We start from the raw sequence: 17,823 nt of genomic DNA, 5'->3' as shown, positions 1-17,823 counted from the left end.
CTTTTTTCACATGACAATCTGACTGAAAGCTCAATCACCGAGCACATTTAATCTGATTATGCCTCAGATGCCTGAAAGGGAACCTCCCCCTGGAAAGAAGTCAATTTACTGGTTAATCGCCCACCTGCTTCGCTATTGGCAGTTGCTGATTGGCGTTCACCATTCCACCATTTCTCAACCCTCTTCGCGGATAGTGACCATTCCGGCCAGGGCGGCTGACAGCGCCATCCGCTCCGCCCAACTTGATCGGCTGAGAAGCACGCATGCTAGCTGTGTGGTCTAGGGGAGTTGACTAAATTTGTGTCCCTCAATTGTGGAGGGCGCGCCGAGCGCTCTCACGATGGGTAGTTGCCATAATTGGGGAGAGGGTTTCGAGCCTCGAATAGCCATCCTTCAATGGCGGAGCCGAGCTGTCATCCGCAATCGGCAGCTTTCGACCTAGAGCAGTCGGTCGCGCATATTCAATTCCAGGCCGATAGCTATACTTAATTCCGAAGCGCAGTTGGTGACAGGATGTCAGCCATTCACAAGCCCATAGCAGGCGTCAAGTCATCTGCATTTCGGTATGATTTCGTGAAGCTCACCTTCTTGACGGGGAATCTGCTAATGCAACAGCTGCGTAAGGACAACCACTACGTCCCCAAGCTCTACCTGAAACAGTGGGCGCATGAAGGTCAAGTTGCTACTTACCGATTGTTGGTTCCTAGTGAAACGTACCCCTTTGGAAGAAGCAATCCCTGAAAGGAATTGCTTACCATCAATATCTTTACACTTACCTGGCGGGTCAAGACAGCCAGACTGATACGAAAGATCATCATCGACCATGCGGATCGCTACGTGTTCGCTCAAGAACCAAGTGACATACACTTGATTCGGCCCAGACTAGTTTGCCCAACGACCTTTAAAAATGAGCTGTCCGCTTGGGAGAACTGGCATCTTGAGCAGTGCCAAGCTGAAAGAGCGCTTCAGAGCTGATCAAAAGTCAGGCTGCGCTCAAAAAAACTGTTCGCCCCCCTTCATGCTTGGAACCTGAAACTCGTGGCGACGACCGAGCCAAGCAGTATGATTGTCTAAATCTTACATGGTGACCTCCGCATGCTGGAATTTTCCCTAATTACCCAAAAATACCAGCATTCCTATGTCGAGCATCATTTTAGCTCTTTGGAAGGGCTACACGCCTTTTCGACCACGTTTTTCAAAGATGTCGCAGAAATTTATGATGCGCTCACGAGGGTGCGCAACCTCCAGCGCAACCCGACAGGGTATTCGATTAACGACGCGCCTATCCTTGGACTCTTGGTCCGAATATCCAAGCTGCTCAAGGAGTGTGTGAAATACCACGAGCAGGACAATGCCGAGGTGATCGCAATTTTTGAGCGTCCCCTCATCGAGGCCACAACTCTCGCCAGCTATCTAATGCTGAACGGTGATGCAGTGATTGCTGACTACCGAAAGTGCTCTTACAAAGATCGGCTTAGACTTCTCAGAGAACTGGAGGGAGGTTCCCCGTTCTTCCACACAAAAGCTGGTAAGCGTTTGCTAGCCGCAGTCCTAGAAAAAATGGAATTTGAAGGATTAACAAAAGACGATTTTGCGGAGCAGAAAAAAAATAGATGGCGTTTACAAGGCAAAAGCTTCCGCGACATTTTCGCTGAAATAGAACACGATGATCTGTATCCTGCCACCTACGGCATGATGTCCGAATCAATTCATGGTTCTTGGAACGAGTCTATGGATTGGGGCTTGGTGCGAAATGAGGACGGCACGTTTTCAGCCTTCACTGATTACCACCCAGCCGATATAAGATTCGTTGCTCCTATTATAAGATTTACCATCAAGCCTTTCAGGCTTTGGCTCCAGCGAATCAATGCTTCAAGTAGTGATCTTCAGGACACGGTAGATTGGATTGAACGAGTTAACAACCGTCTTTTCCTCACCTTTGATAGCCTGTATAGCGGCGAATACGACGCAAAAACCAGCAAACAAATATAGTGGATGGAATCCTTCGCCGACCTGACTTTAAGGGGGATGGAGCCACCGTTTTTGGCGATTCTGTTGAAAAAGTCGGCTCTTCCAGACGGACCGCATAATGACCGCTGAAAACGCTTTTTTGCACGCTGCTACGCGAAATCTGAGCGCGGGAATCCTCTGTTCAATATAAAGATTTCAATTTCAAGCTCGTACTTTCTACGGTGGAAACCAGCGGCGACTTTTCAACAGAATCGGCCGAAAGCAGCCGCTCATGACAGTGTGCTTCCGCAAGCATACTTCGACAACACCTCGTCGTCGCAAAGCTATCAGTCGAGCGCGAACACATGCCTAATGCCGCAGCATGAGACCGACCAAAACCTCCCTAAGCCACATGGGGAGAAGCAGCTTTTATGCTTCTGGCTCACAACACCAAGCCACAGCCGGGGCAGGACTCTCAGGCTTCATGGTTGCCAAATCCAAACACCTTGGAGCTCAGCCAGGCTGCAGTAGTTCTGCCCAAAGGTGTTTGAAGATACTATGCCAACAAGACGGTAGCGTACTGAATATTTAAACTGACATAGTGTTTTTTCCATCCATGGCCAGATTCTTTCCAACACTCGATCATGCAGAACTCCGCAGCAAAGGTGAGTTCACGCTCTTTCAGGAACTAGCGGCACTTGATGATGAGTTCGTCGTCATCCACTCGCTACCTTGGCTGCGCGGCAGAACAAAGCGGGTGTACTCTCAGGAGTTGCAGGAATACCTGAGGGTCTCTTTGGAGAGAAAGCATTTGTCTGGCGAGGTGGACTTCGTGATCCTGCATGCGGAACTGGGCATGCTTTGCATCGAGACGAAATCGGGGCTGTATCAGCCTTCGGGCGTTCGATTCATTCACGAACGTGACAGATACGAAATCGATCCCCTGACTCAGGTCAAGGACAACACTTTCGTCCTCGTCGAGATGTTAAAGTCCTGGCAGATGAAGTGCCCAGTCGGTTACGCAGTGCACTTTCCAGACTTCGATCTCGAGAGTTCGCAGATTGCCAGTGCGTACGTGCCGCTCGACCGGCAGTTGCCCGACGGTATCCTAATCCTGCAAAAGCATCGTCGGGTCATGCCCTCGCGCATCTTGCAATTGATGGCGCACTGGAAGTCCGCACTAAATTATATGGCGGCCAAGACAACTTCCGCCATGAAATCGATCAATTCCTCGACTCTGTCTGGCCGCGGGAAATGCGGGAAGGGGCTCTTGGTCGTAAGATTGTTGCGGACGGCGAGTTATGGCTTCAATTAGACAAAAAGCAGGCGAATCAGGTGGCTTTGTGCGTCGACTCTGATCGGAGGCTGATCGCGGGGTTCTCAGGCAGCGGCAAGACGCTGATAGCGCGCTCTCTTGCCGAGCAGTTTACCGGCGGGGGCCTCAAAGTACTTTTCCTTCTGAAAAACCGCCAGATCACGCAGAAAGTGGCCGCTCAATTGAGCCATCTCGGCCGTGCGGTCAAGGTTCAGACCTTCCATTCCTACTGCGAGTCCTTGGGTACACGGAACAGGGACAGCAGCTTAAGCGAGCCCCAATTATGATGAGCATCACTTATCCCTGCATGGAACGGTGGATCAACAGTACGCGGTGTTGATCGTTGATGAAGCCCAGGCGCTCAACGAGGCCGATCACTTGGCGCTGCACGATCATTTCGCCAACGCACGCAAGTTCGTCTTTGCTGATGAGCTCCAAGTACTTCCCGGTATCGAGAAGGGTAGTTCCTATCGATTTCTGGAGGATACCTATCGCGAGCGATTCTTCTATCTGGCAACGGTCTATCGGAATCCCGGAGGCATTACTCAGACGATGATGGAGATGCTTCCGCCACGACATGAGGTGAACTGCCCTCGCCCGATTTCCGAGGAAGACTTGTCCAGAAGCATTAGCTGGGATGTTCCGAAGAGTCTCCAGACCATGACGGCGAATCTTTTTAAAGCCGGTGTCATGAAGGAGGATTTGGTTGTGCTCAGTCAGTTCACCCTGTCGCTTGAGAAGCTTGATGTTCCACGCTCCACGATCTCGGCGTATCGCGGCATGGAGACGCCCATTGTCATCGTCGTAGCGAGCTTTGACATGGACGACATCACATTAGCTTGCGCTCTCGGACGGGCTACCACACGCGCCTATATCATCGTCCCTATCGAACTGCTCGTGGGTCAAGGCAGCGTAAAGTCGGATTTTCTGCGCAAGGGCTTGGAGAAGATTGATCGCGCATCAGTGCTCAATCAGGATGCCCGTGCTCCGGCTCCACGATTTATCGCTAACAGAATACGGAAATACGCAGATGTAGACGGAAGACACGAAATCTTCGGCGAAGGATTCGTATACGCAAGCCGATGGAGGCGATGGGTCTATGAAGGTGGCGCTAGATGGAGCAATCGCGGAGTTCAGCTTTGGGGCTGGTGGATCTCACTATCGACAGGTCTTTCCATCGCTGGAATCGACTCAGTGCGTAATGAGCTGACAGAGGGTTATCTCAAGCCCTGCACCGAATGCAGCACGATGACACCGCATAACATGTATGGCGCATGTCTGACTTGCCTCGCCTCACCATTGGACAAGGACGCGGTATCCGAGATCGTCCTGCAAGCAGCTGAATTAGGCAAACCGCGATCAAAGGCTCGGGGGCAATCTTTAATTAAGGTGGCAGCACTGGTCGGCGACTTCCAGTTTCTGCGCTCTAATGACGGTGTATACGGCATTACTGAGCTCCCCGCCCTATTCCTCGCCACTACGATCGTCGAGTTTAGGATGCGCCGCGAGGCGGGCGTCGCCACCAAATCCCAAGTAGTGCAATGGCTGCGAGAAGTGTTGGTGGCCAGCGATTTAAATGACACCGTCGAGAGCCTTGCGGGCCGCACGATCAGTAGTCTCTGTGCGCAGAAACTCATGGTGAAGATCGAGGCCGGCAAATACCGAATGTCCGATATTCAATAGTGAACTGCCTCGTTTTTTATAGAAACACTCAAATGACTGCTTTTGGCCGCCCCTCCTGCACGAAAGATAGAAAAAGCCAAAAAGCGAACGTTTACGCTTCATCCCTGGCTACATCACCCTATGAATGGGTATCCTAAGCTAAAGATCATATTCGAATGTGGAGACCTATCGATGGATCGAGTTCAGGCTCAAGTAGCAAGACTGATGCGTTCAATTCTTTTGAAACCTGGTTGTGAAAACGATATACCGGCTGCGCAGTTTTTTGCGGGTAGACGGCAGCCATTTTCTTTCTCCGGCGGGATTGGACTTACTTGGTGGTATAGCCCAGACACTTTCAATGCCATTGACTCATTAACTTTCCTCATCATCGAAACAGAGCATGGCTTTAAAGACTGCGACACTGAAACCGTTAGCAACGTCATAACATCAACACTGCAAAAAATTTGTTTAGACTCACCACTCTTTGACGGTGACAACGTGGTTTTTTCTAGAAAGCCCAACCTGTTTGAGTGCAGAGGCCTTGTATCAGTTATTGATTTTACAAAGAGCATATTAGATGAGATTAAATTCGACCTAAAGAACATGATAGGCAAAAGGTGTACGATTTATCCTTTACCAAGATTTAACGGACCATCTCTTTGCCTGACCGAAGAGGGAGTACGTCTAATATCCTGTAGCGATGATGCAGCTTGGCAGAACTTTTCCACCAACGGATACATTTTTTGACGGCTGGACACCAAAATCCCCAGCTACGGATCACAGTAGATTCTCTTTCAACGCTGGCTATGAGTTCAGGTATATTTTACTCACTGAAGAGTATGGAACTCAGGAAGGTGCAAAATTCTCAAGCACTTTAAAAATCAGAATGTTCATAACTGTACTTTTCGCTTGCGCCTCAGAAATCTCCAAGTATCGTTATCACAAATCAATAGCTCAACCATTTACACGTTGCTTGCAATTTCCTCACAAAACCACTCCCGACCATTCTATAACACTTAGTGATTGTGGTGCTCTCTCTCCATTTTACGCATCGGAAATTACAATAAACGCCGAAATCACTAGAAAAACAGCAGATTGGTACAAATCATCACTCAGCAGATGCCCTGAAGAACATAAGCAGCGCATAAAAAAATCTGCAAACTTCTTCAATCGCGCCATGAACTCCGAAGATATAGAATCATACATTAATTATTTTATTGCGCTTGATGCATTATTTGGGCAACGCGGGTCTGTCGAGGCATCTATCATCGCCGGCATAAAAACTCTCGGACTGGATGAAAAGTCCGAAGAAAAAACATCATGGCTTTTTGACCTAAGAAATGAGCTTGTTCACGGAGGGAGTCGTTACATTGCTGAGTGGCCAAAATATCAGAGATATATAAAGCATTTCGGGAGCAAGCCGCTAGACGACTTAAAAGAACTTGCTCAGAAATCTTTATTAAGAACCCCTTCAATACTAGCGACTTCAGAGGCTAATTAATCACCCCTGAGGATTTCGGCCACAAGCTCGGTGGCCGTTAGTTAACTAGCAAGTAGATGCGAACGGACTGTCCATTCCTGAACGTTCCTGCCTTTGGCAAATGTCAGATATGGGTCGATTTTTATCGACAACGGGTCCTAGCAGCCCCATTGTGGCTGCTAGCATCATCCGCCTCAGACCTACGGCAGAAAGCTCTCGGTCAATCCAGATACCAACGTCACCGACTTGCTCCCCCATGCATGCGAGCCGCTGGCATTGGCTAATGTCATACATTGAACCTGGTAGACCAGTTGGGGGCCACCAGTCGCAACACCCTGCTGATCATTGCGCAGATCATTATACTGCGCGAGTTAGCGCTGAACCGCACACTGGATCAGCTCGACTCAACATAGTTGATAGGACTCGGGGGCGAACGACATACCATACTGCTCACATGGCATGCATGGACGACGTAGTTCCCAGTTCCGCTTTTCACGCAAGCTCCCTGCGCAGGCGTGGCATGGGGACCATGCCGCACCTGCGCAGGGAGCCGACAAGGCCGAAGGTCGCGTCAGTACCACAGGCGATGGATAAATATGCACCTGCTGCAGAACCAGTTTTTGCCCGGATGCGCGCAAGTCATGAACTCGGCCGTCACTGCAATCCGCAGTGACGGCCCAGCCAACGCCCCAACATCACGGGCGAATCCTGAACCCTAAAGAATGTGGCATACATGATGATGCCCCCTTACATTGGCCCAGCAAAAACCTAAGACGACAGGTTCGAACGTCGTCATCCCAACAGCGCAAGACTCCTGCAAGCGCTGATCCAGCAGGATGGAGTTAGCCAGGTAAGCAAGGCTCCAAAAGCATACCGACCCATACCCGATGGGGCGGAGCCACTTTTGTTCTATCGGATTTATTCCATGATGTTCCGCTACTGCATCGTCCTTGGCAGCGGTCCTTTGTACAACGCGACTGCTCCCATTTAACTATCCCACCCATTTCTTTGGAGTTCTCATCGACGCTAAAAACTCGTTCATCCCGCTCCATCTCCGTCCGGCCTTCCAGCAGGAAGAAAGACGGACGTCTCAGTCGAGACACCGGTGTTTCCTGAACACCATGCCCCTGCCCTTCGGGGATCTCGCCTAGCGAGTTGGCACCAACACTTACCAATGATTTTCAGGATTGGACAACAACACAATTCAAAGCCCGTGAGCGTAGATGGGATATGGACGATTTGACCTACACCCTGCGACAACTTTGCCGACGCAATCGCGATGGCAGTCACAACACTCAGGCCGACCGTATCCGCTCATTGGGGCTGATCGCTCGCCAACTGCGCGAGTCTGGTTTCCGGCAGATGAAAGCGCCCTCGCTCAAAGGCAAACACGTACTGGCACTGCTGGATCGCTGGCAAGGCGAAGGCCTGTCACCTGGCACCATCAAAAATCGGCTTGCGCACCTTCGATGGTGGGCTGAAAAAATCGGCAAGGCTGGCATTCTCCCCGCGGACAACACGCAACTGGGAGTGGCCGACCGGCGCTTCGTCACTTACGTCAACAAAGCCCAGGAACTGGGAACAGGCCTTGGCAAGATCACCGACGCTCATGTGCACATGAGCCTCCAGCTTCAGTCGGCGTTTGGACTACGCCGTGAGGAAGCGATCAAGTTTCAGCCCAAGTATGCGGATCAAGGAGATCACATTCTCCTCAAGGGATCATGGACGAAGGGTGGACGTGATCGCTCTGTGCCAGTCACAACTTCGCTACAGCGCGAGGTATTGAACGCGGCGCATCGTCTAGCGGGAACCGGCTCATTAATCCCGGCTCAGAAAACGTATATCCAGCAGAGAAACACTTACGACGGTCAGTGCAAGGCAGCAGGCCTGAGCCACATGCATGGGCTACGTCATCATTATGCACAAAGCCGTTACGTAGCTTTGACAGGGCGGAAGGCACCGGCGGCAGGAGGAATCTCTTCCAGGAAATTGAGCCCAATGCAGCGCTCTCAAGACCGTGTTGCTCGACAAATTATCAGCCGTGAACTTGGGCATGAGAGAACACAAATTACTGCGACATACCTTGGACGATAATCAGGGTGCTCGAACTCAATGAGTCGTGAAAGTCTGCTTCTCCATACATTCGGGGGCTAAAGCTCCAGGTACTCGTGATGCCCTAGGCTTCAACGAATGTCGCCCCGAACGATCGAGCGGCCATTTCCATGACAGTCGCCATTCTCAGAGCTGGACTCTGCGGTCTTGCTCCGCACCTCGTTAGCGCCTCGACCTAACCAAGCGTATTTCCAGCTAATACGGAGATGCGTAGTGACGCATTTAATCTTTCTGCACTGGCCGGATGCGTGTCCTATAGGCACGAGACATGGAATGCCTGCTCGGCGAGCATTCCCGGCTTCGGTCATCTGATCAACCATGCAAACGTGGATGACTGAGGGACTCCTCTGACGTAGCAAGAAGCCGCTCGCTGTCTCTAGGGACCAATCCGGCTCGCTCGCTCCGCGCTTTGCCCGCTGACAAGTCTATATCGGCGCTTCGAAGCTAAGCACTCCTCCATCACTCATGAGTGCTGCCCATATCGTTACCAAGCGAATACCTCCTCTTCTTCTCGACAGGAGCAATTATGTTCTCGCTGTTCCATCGCAAGCTTCGGCGTGCACTCGGCCCTACCGCTGCAGCCAGCCCAACATCACCCGCCGGTCTGACCACACCCCAATCTGCAAAATCACTCTTGGCCACTCCCCACAAACAAAAATTGCTGGAGCAGATCTGGCAGTGCACCGCCGTATCCCGCCCTCAATTCGATAAACTTTATCTCGACCCAATTAGACGATACGCCGAACTGGTCCAATTTCTGCCGGCCTCCGAAAGCCAGCACCATACATATTCCGGTGGGATGCTGGACCATGGCCTGGAAGTAATTACGTACGCTCTCAAAATGCGCCCATCACGCTTACTGCCCTCAGGAGCGCAACCAGAAGTTCAGATAGCTCAAGCAGAAGCGTGGAATGCCGCACTGGCATACGCCAGCCTGGGGGAAAACCTTGGCAAGATTGCGATTGATGTCCAGGTTGAATATTCGGATGGCTGCGCCTGGCACCCATGGCACGGACCGCTGACTCGACCTTACCGATTTCGATACCGAAAAGACCGCGAGCATCGACTGCGCGGGGCCGCATCCTGCCTGATGATCCAGCAGCTATTAAGCAGGGAAATCCTAGACTGGCTTTCCGCCTTCCCTGAACTGTGGGCCTCTCTAATATTCCACTGGTCTGGCCATAGCGAACATACTGGCGAACTCGGCGCCCTCATTACTCAAGCCGATCAAGCTTCCGTAGCCAAAGCTATGGGAAGTGGCCCAATTAACGCGATGTCTGTCGCAAAACATGCACTGCGACACAAACTCCTCGACAGCCTTCGCTACCTACTCGCCTCAGAGCTAAAGCTCAACCAGCCCGAAGCCTCGGATGGCTGGCTCACGCGAGAGGCTCTATGGCTGGTCAGCAAAAACGTATCAGACAAGCTTCATCACCACCTCCTCTCTCAGGGTGTTGATGGAGTGCCAGAACAAGAGATCGCTGTACTCGATGTACTGCTGGAGTACGGTATTGCCCTGCCCACGGCCGATGGGGAAGCCATCTGGAAAGTGACTGTCACGAGCGAGAGGGGTTGGTTGCAAAACTTCACTGTCCTGAAACTATTACCGGCATTGATCTGGAACGGTAGAGCGCGTCCAGTTGCTTTCACGGGCAAGGTGACAGTTGATCTACTTGAGGGCCCGTCTGCGGCAACGTTTACCAGCGATGCCCCCGCGCAGGCGACCACTGCAGCTGAGACCAATAAGCCAGCGACCATAACCATACAATCAGATCCATCACTGCCAGATACAGTATCACCCGACTCTCTCGACTCATTGAGGAATCGATTCGGCGAGCCTTCCAAGTGGCCTGAAGACTCCGAGTCCGCACCTATCACCGAATGTGCACCTTCAGCAGAAGAACCGTCCGTACCAGACAAGTATGTGAAGCCAAGCGGCGAACACTTCATGGAGTGGCTGATCAAAGGCGTGCGCACTCAGGAGATCATCATGAATGACGATCAAGCGCTGGTGCACTCCGTCGAAGACACACTCTTCTTGGTCACTCCTGGAATCTTCCAACGCTACGCGAAAGCATTTCCCCATTTCGCCTGCATCTCGAAAAGACAGGGCCAGTCTGACTGGGAATGGGTTCAAAGGCGCTTTGGGAAAATGAAACTGCACCGTATACAAGCGAACGGTCGCTGCATCTGGACATGTGAGCTCAGCGGCGCGCGCAGAACACGTTTCTTGCACGGCTATTTCTTGAAAAAGCACTATGGCTTGATAAGCGATTCGTCCCCCAACAACCCGAATCTGAAGTTGGTGACGCCAGGCAGTGAGAAGCCTCACACAACATTAGGAAACACTCGATAACCGCTTTTCGGATTGACAGCAAACGCCCCCCAGGGGCATTTTTGCTATGCATCTCGCTGATTCGCTCAGCACCAGCCGCCAGGATCTTCAAGACGGCGCTGCGGTTCTCCGCAGGATCCATCATATGACCGCATAGCTTCCGGCAGCGCGGACAGTCGACTTGAATGTCGATGGAAGCATGACTTTCCCACCCACGACGGGCCTTTCCTGTCGTGGGGAAGGCCTTTTTTGGTTTAGGAGGCCTTAATGAAAATGGAACTGGCGATGTATCAGGCACTGCGCGCAATCGACGTGCCTGAGCTCAAAGCCGAAGCTGTTATCCAAGCATTGGAATCTGACATGCTCACACTACTCGCGACGAAAAGTGATCTCACAAGTCTTGACCAGCGGTTAACTGCTGAAATCGGCAAGGCGACCGCTGAGATTGCTAATACTAATCATCGGCTGACTGTAGAGATCGCTAAATCCGATCTCAAGTTGTCCATTCGTATGGCTTCCATGCTCGCCGTGACGATCGGCATCTTGATCGCGGCGATGAAAGCCTTCTTATAGTTTTCTTAGCGATTACTGAAGCCACGAAAATCACCTGTCCTTCGACAGGTGATTTTTTTTCGCGGTTCTTGGCGGCGGGCAAGACAGCGAGCTCGACCCTCCCACAGCGGACATCACCCAGCAAATTTCCCGTCCCCCTTTCTTGCCTTTGATTGGTCGCCGCCTTTTTATGCACGTCCCATCTCTTCTGCATCCGCATCCCATGCGTTATCTACCAACTCTTTAAGAGCTTCTCCTTTCGTTGAGTAATTTTGGCTGGGCAACGTTCCCGGCCGGGAGTCAATCTGAAAACTTGCTTGCTGCATCGCGCATTCACCATGGAAGGTTGTAAAGATTTCAATTCAAGCGCTTACTTTTTTGCCGTGGAAACCATGGTCGATTTTTCAACAGAATCGGCCGATTTCTGCCTGCCGCGGGTGGCCGAAATCGACCCAAAGCAGACGTTCGTCAAACCATTAAATCGGCGAGATACAGCCTCCGATAGGAGGCTGTATCAAAAAAAGCTTTTGCCCCAATTCTCAATATGATGCCCGAGGAGGTCTCGGGATCTCAGGGCGATTCAACTCCGCATCCTTTAGTGGAAGGGCTGACTTTCTCCCAGGGCTCAGAAAATATTTAATACCTCGATACGGGTAAGCAGACGCAAGGATTTTTGACGGTTATTCCCTTCGGTCACCTAGTGCTCGAGTACTATCGGCATGTCGCAGGACTTGAGACAATGAGTCTTTTCAATTCAAGGTTCAGAAGAGAAATGGATACCTCTGGATACAGGCCTCCGACTAAGCACGCTAAAGTCAATTCCGCAATAATTCGTTGCTTAAGAGACACAGGTGATGGGGATTACGTCGCCGCTCGCCTAGCAGCTAGACATCGACTCGTTCCTCAGTTTTTGTGGTCAGCGGAGCAGGCACTAGAGAAATACCTGAAAGGCATCCTCACCCTTCACCGTGTCAGCGCTCTAACTATCGGGCACGACATATCGAAAGCCTTAACGCTAATAGAAAAAGAACTTGGGTTTGAAATTCCTCTTACTTTGCGGCAAAAGGAAGTATTTGAAGCAATCGCTGAGTGGGATTCGGATAGATATTTTCTGAATCACGTTGGCGTGATGGGCCATGAGCTGCATTATTTGGATCAGATGGTCTGGCGGATTCGCCAGTACTGCCAGCCTTTAGATGTAATGCACTATGCAGATGAGCCGTCCCGCGCCGTGCTGGAGCAGAACGTTAAAGCAATACAGGAGCGGGAACTAACTGCTCCCAGAGAAGGCGACCTAGTTGGGGGGCGTCTGGAACAGATGCTAGTGGACAAGAACGACCCTGCCAGATCGGCTCTGGTCTGGAAAAATCTAATGTTCAGCACGAGCAATCGCAAGAAGGTAAGTCGTAGAAATCATATGCACATGAGCAATGCGCCTCTGTGGCTTGACCCTGATCTGATCGATGACGTCGCTAAGCTTTTAAAAGTGCCCAAACCACTCCAAGAGGAGTACCGGCAGCTGGCGAAAAGAAGGGCACTGGGGCAAGACTAATTCAGTGATAACCAGAAACTGAATTGCTCCTTTTTCACGAACATCCGATGATCGCTTCTGGCCGTTTCTGCCTTTCGCGACAGGCAGAAATCGGCCAGAGGCAGAACATTAGATATCTGAGCCCACTAGGCACCCTCTCGATCGATCAGGCGCAGATCTAAAACACCTGTTGGCAGCCACTCGTTCGATTGATGAAAAGCCTGAGGTACAATTTTCTCTAATCCTTTTTCAGGAATGCCAGCTTGACCGACATGGCCACGGAAGACGCAAGCCCCAAACGACTCAGGACACACCTGCGCATCGAAGCCACTCTACTCATCGCTAGCATGATCGGAGCATTCACGCTCAGCGGGTACGCTTACCTTGAGAAGTATTACCTGACGATGGATGTTGCTATCGAACGATTGGGCATCGGCGCTCAGGAAATCCTTGCTTACGGAGCTGCCAGATTTGGGTCTTACATTGGGGCTTTGGCTTTTGGCATGGCTCTAGTCGGAATCGTCGCTTTTCTCTTACTTCTGCTGGAAAAAACTAGAGAAATGCCGGGCGAGTTCCAGCCACCCCCAAAATGGATTGCCCATGTTCTCAAGCGTGCGATCGAAAACCGAGGGATTGCCGTATGCGTTGGATCGATCTGCATAATCGCCGGCCTGCTGTTTTCTGCTTGGTTCTTGTTGGTGAGGTTGCCCTCAAACGATGGCCGCTCCGCAGCGCTGAAGCAGGCATCGGAATGTATTAAGCGTCGTGTGGTCTATGCAAATCTTGATCAGTACGAGGGGTGCCAGGTCGCCGAGTCGGAAGACATGCTGTATCTGCTCCAACTGCAAAGATGTGACAAGTCTGGAGTTGCGTTTCGAACATTACAGCTGCCAAAGCAGGGCCTCAAAAGCATTACGACAGAGACCCTGTTTTACCCCTATGAACGACCCGATGCTCCCGGATGCTCGAAAAGCTGACTTCAACCTGTGCTGATACAATAGTGTTCCCCAAAACGCCATCTCCAGAGACATCGCGTGTCATTCAATGGGGACGTCATTGGGATAGCTACTCAGCACCTCATAGGTCAATCCAGCCTCAAAATATGAGGCTCTCCATTTGAGAAATCCTGCATATGGCTCGCACAGCAAGCGAACGATACATCCAGCCTCACCCACTGAAATCTCTTCCACCTCGGCGATATCTCCAGGAGTCGCTTCCCGAGAGTTTAACCAATCAGAGAGCACTACCGTTGCTCGATCAATATTGATTAGCTTTATGATATTACCTTTGGAAAGTGTCATGCCGTCTTCACCTAAACTTGGGCCGGTACCTGGTTTGTTAACCTGTTTGGACATTTAAGGAAGGTCTGCTTGGCCGAAAGCGGCCAGTCGCCCAAAACTGCTGTCGACCCACTACGGACAGACAGAAACCACCCCGATGATGGCCTGGATTCGTTCTAAAGGCCCCACGATAAGGGTAGAAATGAGCATGCGCAGAGTGCGCTTATCATCATGTGCCAACTATTGCTCTTTTCGAGTTCTACCTATACGGAGAAACTTTAAAAAAAGGTTGAGCGGTTTCTATCACCGCTGCATGCATCTGCCGGGAGGTATCCTATTCCGGTGCCATTGTAGTAAGCACAGCTTTTATTCCGGCGGAGCAGGAAACTAGGCCATTGCGACGGGGTTTGAGATATCGTTTGAGCATGCATGATGCCATCACGGGCGTTTTTAAAATCTGACTTGGATACCACTCGATATTTTTTATGCTCTTGCGTCTCCTCTCCTTCAAAAATCGCAAAGTTGACGGTATGCCTTGCTGCTGGCCTGTGATGAATGAAATTATTAACAAAGCGGTGTAGTCCATCAGCATAATCCAGGCTGCCGACAAAAAGATTGGCGCGACAATTTAAGACTTGAAATTCATTGAGCGCCTCGACATCAGTGGTTTTACGTATTGTTAACCAACTGCTGTCACTCGGAACCCTATAGACATCCGGATCATAGCCTAGACAAAATATCGTTGGAGATAATGGGAGTAGTAATATCGCCCCGGCATCCCTGAGGCCGAGAGAGCCACCACGAGTTCGCTTGTCCTCCAGCTGCCACCGATTAGTTAAGACTGCGGGATCGTCAGAGGCAAGGAACGGCACGTTGGTAGCATTCTTAAGCAGACAGATTTTGAGGTCAGACACAACGTCCATGTTATCAGCAAAGGCGCCCATTGCCGTCTGTACTGCATCTTTTATACTCATGGAAAAGTCGCTGTCGAGACCAACAGGCTCGAACATATCGGCATACATCTCTGCCGCTCGCTTGCATGCACCTTCGGTTCGCAGATATTGAAACAGCCAAAAAACTTGAAGAATATACTGATGGTGCGACTGGAATTTACAGCCAGGCTGAGTGATCTCATTTATAATCGAGCCGTACCCTTGTTCCAGCGACTGGATAGCCTTCTCAAGCTTATCGTCTTGCCCATAAAAATAGTCGCGAGAGCACTGATTTTTTACCGGCGCATTAGTTATGAGCCTCTGCCTATCAAGATTGTAAACATTGATAGCAGCACCTTCACCTTTGATCGTGAACGGCTTAAGATAACAACGCGGAACAAAATGCTGATTTTTATTAGATGCAATGTTCAACTCCATGCATGGGCAAATCTCAGTCCTTTTTTCACCCGTTTCCTGCGAGACAGAAGATTCAAATTGTCAGTGATTAAACGGCTTAATTCTCTGCGGCGACGGCGTTTGGATTTATACCAACCGTTGCTTGATGATGCCAGCGCAACGGTTTTCTATGATGACGTCGAATCCGGAAATGGCATCGGTGACTCCCGACCACCACTGGGCGCGAAATCTCTTCGCGCTCAGTGGCGGCAGTGTCAATTTGGGCCTGCGGCATAGAACAGGCCTGATACCACCTGCTTCCGCCAAGATCCTCGTCAAATCTTCAGTTTAAACTGCATCAGCGGCCCATCTTTTAACCTATTCAGCACCTGGGCAGTGACCTCTTCCATTTGACGACGATCCTCTTCAATGTCTATTTCCGTACCTTGGAAAGCACTGAGAGTAGAACGTCCCAAGGCATCCTTGAGCGACTTGCAATACGAAGTAATTTTTTGCTCCCAATAGACATCCCCGTCTTTGACTTCGTCAAATTTCATTGACTTCCCTAAGCTATCAAAGGCAAACACCCCTCCCCCCAGGAAAGTGCGGATGCGATTGGTGGGATGGTGATACTCAGTTGAACGCGCTGACATAGCTTTCAGTAATGTCCCAAGGAGGTAGGACGCTCTGATGATGCGCCTGAACATATCCTCTTCTGATTTAGGTTTCCTGTAGGTTGCAGGCAGGTGCCAAACCCAAACCCCGAACATGGTACCTGCATTGAAATCTGCATCTGACTCTAACGCTCTTGCTTCATCATCGTTTTCTGGCTCGTAGTCACAATGGCCGTGGATCGCGTGAGCTAGTTCGTGAAAATAAAGCAGGAGACAGGCATCTAGTGCCAAGCCCAACGCCTCGAATCCTGCCTCTTCAGGCTGATGCACGCCCGGAAATAAACACCGAATTGAGTTTTCCCCTGGACGATACTGATTTGCCAAGCCGTAGGTGATGCTGCTCTCTTCAAGAGCACATAATTCAATAGCGGTCGATAGGGCCACTAGCAATGTTCCAGCAGCGATATCAATTCGGTAATTCCCGTCACTGCCTCCGACCATAGCTTGGAAGGTATCATTGCCACGAAATTGCCTATCTATCGTCCAGCCCTGCTTGCTTAGCCGGTGCTTTCGCAACTCCTGCATCAAGAATTCAAGCTCTGAGTCAAACTCCCTAAACATGACTTCTGACAAAGCTAATCTGCCGTCAACCAAGTCGTGCGCTTGGAAAATGGTGTTGAGGATATTGCCTTGCGGGTACGCGCGTAGGGTAAAGCCTGAAGGCTGATGAGGGTGACCATCTATTAGATGCATGTGATTGTTACCATATTTTATTTGTATTTAATCCATCAGTTTCTCATTGATTGATAAGCTAGGTGAGAAGTCAAATGAAAACCCGCCTAGCTGTCCAAGGTCTGTATGCAAATCGAAACCAAGAAGTGGACATATACGACTTGAGTCGTCTGATAAGTACATAGTGCGAGCTGCAAACTTAGTGGCCACACATATTTGAACATATCCACCAATCGTAGGAGCTGAGGAGTTCCTTATTATTTGCTGAAGCGCTACAATTGGCCCTCGCCCTTCATAATACGGCTCAGAAAAACATTTCTGATTTTTTGCCTCAATCATTGCCAGCACTTCTTCTTTTCTATCTCCTAGAACTATATAAATGCCCTCATTAATGTCTTTCTCTTCAATAGACATAGAACCTGGCGCTTCAGGTGAGTTCTTTAGTAAAAAAGCTCTATTCGATTCTTTTCGAGCGCAATAGCCAAATAACACAATTTCACATCGCGCATTCTGGGGGTGACAAAACCCCACATTTAGCAAGTATTTTACAGCGACTTTCTGCGCTAGCAATGCCACCTCCTCTAAAGTCGGCACGCGTTCGCTTAGCGGTATATTGATTATTCCTTTTTCATCGTAGTATGTAGTTTCGGACAGGTTATCCAAACACAATGTTAGGATATCTTTGACAACGGCCCCAATTAAAGTGCTTCCAGCAAAACCAAATCCAATATTCAGTATCCGCTTTGGGTTCTGCCTTACAATTGCTCCTTCGCCATCATAAATATTGACAGGTATTGCGAATAGCTTTGGAAGACTATCTGTCATTGATCCTGCTTCACTTGAAACGCGAGAGTCTGAAACAGCCCAGATCCCTGGATACCAAACGTCATTATTCAACCAGCATACGACGGAAGTCATAGATCAACCTAAAA

The 17,823-nt window shown here is 50.3% G+C and carries 15 protein-coding genes; 10 read left to right on the top strand and 5 right to left on the bottom strand.

Going from position 1 to position 17,823, the window contains the following annotated elements:
- Positions 1–1,095 precede the first annotated feature (1,095 nt).
- Together PSH84_RS08580 and PSH84_RS08575 are read left to right on the top strand one after the other, a co-directional pair.
- Positions 1,096–1,992: a DUF5677 domain-containing protein gene (locus PSH84_RS08580; RefSeq protein ID WP_305482635.1), complete on the top strand. Its 897-nt coding sequence runs from the start codon at positions 1,096–1,098 to the stop codon at positions 1,990–1,992.
- Between the two features lie 574 nt (positions 1,993–2,566).
- Positions 2,567–3,265, top strand: a complete 699-nt coding sequence (locus tag PSH84_RS08575; protein WP_305482633.1) for a nuclease-related domain-containing protein — start codon at positions 2,567–2,569, stop codon at positions 3,263–3,265.
- 65 nt (positions 3,266–3,330) lie between these two features.
- Here the strand turns inward: PSH84_RS08575 and PSH84_RS08570 are convergent, their stop codons facing one another.
- On the bottom strand, positions 3,331–3,489 hold the full coding sequence (locus PSH84_RS08570) for a hypothetical protein (protein WP_305482631.1): 159 nt from the start codon (positions 3,487–3,489) through the stop codon (positions 3,331–3,333).
- A 91-nt stretch (positions 3,490–3,580) separates the two neighbouring features.
- Here PSH84_RS08570 and PSH84_RS08565 point away from each other — a divergent pair, with 91 nt between their 5' ends.
- The 8 genes from PSH84_RS08565 to PSH84_RS08530 all read left to right on the top strand — a co-directional run bounded on the left by PSH84_RS08565 (position 3,581) and on the right by PSH84_RS08530 (position 13,914).
- Entirely contained in the window at positions 3,581–4,948 is a 1,368-nt protein-coding gene (locus PSH84_RS08565; RefSeq protein ID WP_305482630.1) for a hypothetical protein, read from the top strand.
- 171 nt (positions 4,949–5,119) lie between these two features.
- Positions 5,120–5,674 carry a hypothetical protein gene (locus tag PSH84_RS08560; RefSeq protein WP_305482629.1) on the top strand — a complete coding sequence of 185 codons (555 nt, stop codon included), beginning with the start codon at positions 5,120–5,122 and terminating at the stop codon, positions 5,672–5,674.
- Complete coding sequence (locus PSH84_RS08555; RefSeq protein ID WP_305482627.1) at positions 5,631–6,428, top strand: HEPN domain-containing protein; 798 nt, start codon at positions 5,631–5,633, stop codon at positions 6,426–6,428. Before PSH84_RS08560 ends, PSH84_RS08555 begins: the two co-directional genes overlap by 44 nt.
- A 1,209-nt stretch (positions 6,429–7,637) precedes the next feature.
- Positions 7,638–8,501 carry an integrase domain-containing protein gene (locus tag PSH84_RS08550; protein WP_305482626.1) on the top strand — a complete coding sequence of 288 codons (864 nt, stop codon included), beginning with the start codon at positions 7,638–7,640 and terminating at the stop codon, positions 8,499–8,501.
- 544 nt (positions 8,502–9,045) lie between these two features.
- The gene (gene mobH / locus PSH84_RS08545; RefSeq protein ID WP_305482625.1) at positions 9,046–10,875 is read left to right on the top strand and encodes a MobH family relaxase; all 1,830 of its coding nucleotides are present in this window, start codon (positions 9,046–9,048) and stop codon (positions 10,873–10,875) included.
- 246 nt (positions 10,876–11,121) lie between these two features.
- Positions 11,122–11,427, top strand: coding sequence for a hypothetical protein (locus PSH84_RS08540; protein WP_305482623.1), 306 nt, complete (start codon positions 11,122–11,124; stop codon positions 11,425–11,427).
- 718 nt (positions 11,428–12,145) lie between these two features.
- On the top strand, positions 12,146–12,958 hold the full coding sequence (locus tag PSH84_RS08535; protein WP_305482621.1) for a HEPN domain-containing protein: 813 nt from the start codon (positions 12,146–12,148) through the stop codon (positions 12,956–12,958).
- 251 nt (positions 12,959–13,209) lie between these two features.
- Positions 13,210–13,914, top strand: a complete 705-nt coding sequence (locus PSH84_RS08530) for a hypothetical protein (protein ID WP_305483161.1) — start codon at positions 13,210–13,212, stop codon at positions 13,912–13,914.
- Between the two features lie 60 nt (positions 13,915–13,974).
- On the opposite strand, the gene PSH84_RS08525 is transcribed toward PSH84_RS08530, so the two are convergent.
- The 4 genes from PSH84_RS08525 to PSH84_RS08510 form a co-directional block, all read right to left on the bottom strand.
- Entirely contained in the window at positions 13,975–14,292 is a 318-nt protein-coding gene (locus PSH84_RS08525) for a hypothetical protein (protein WP_305482620.1), read from the bottom strand.
- Between the two features lie 203 nt (positions 14,293–14,495).
- Positions 14,496–15,587 carry a DUF4238 domain-containing protein gene (locus tag PSH84_RS08520; protein WP_305482619.1) on the bottom strand — a complete coding sequence of 364 codons (1,092 nt, stop codon included), beginning with the start codon at positions 15,585–15,587 and terminating at the stop codon, positions 14,496–14,498.
- Positions 15,588–15,880: 293 nt separating this feature from the next.
- Positions 15,881–16,912 (bottom strand): hypothetical protein, encoded by a 1,032-nt coding sequence (locus tag PSH84_RS08515; protein WP_305482618.1) that lies wholly within the window; start codon positions 16,910–16,912, stop codon positions 15,881–15,883.
- A gap of 27 nt (positions 16,913–16,939) precedes the next feature.
- Positions 16,940–17,809, bottom strand: coding sequence for a hypothetical protein (locus tag PSH84_RS08510; protein ID WP_305482617.1), 870 nt, complete (start codon positions 17,807–17,809; stop codon positions 16,940–16,942).
- Between the last annotated feature and the right edge of the window lie 14 nt (positions 17,810–17,823).

The sequence above is a fragment of the Pseudomonas beijingensis genome (assembly GCF_030687295.1).
GTDB lineage: Bacteria > Pseudomonadota > Gammaproteobacteria > Pseudomonadales > Pseudomonadaceae > Aquipseudomonas > Aquipseudomonas beijingensis.
Note: the sequence above shows the minus strand (reverse complement) of the source record. Positions and strands in the feature narration are given on the sequence as shown.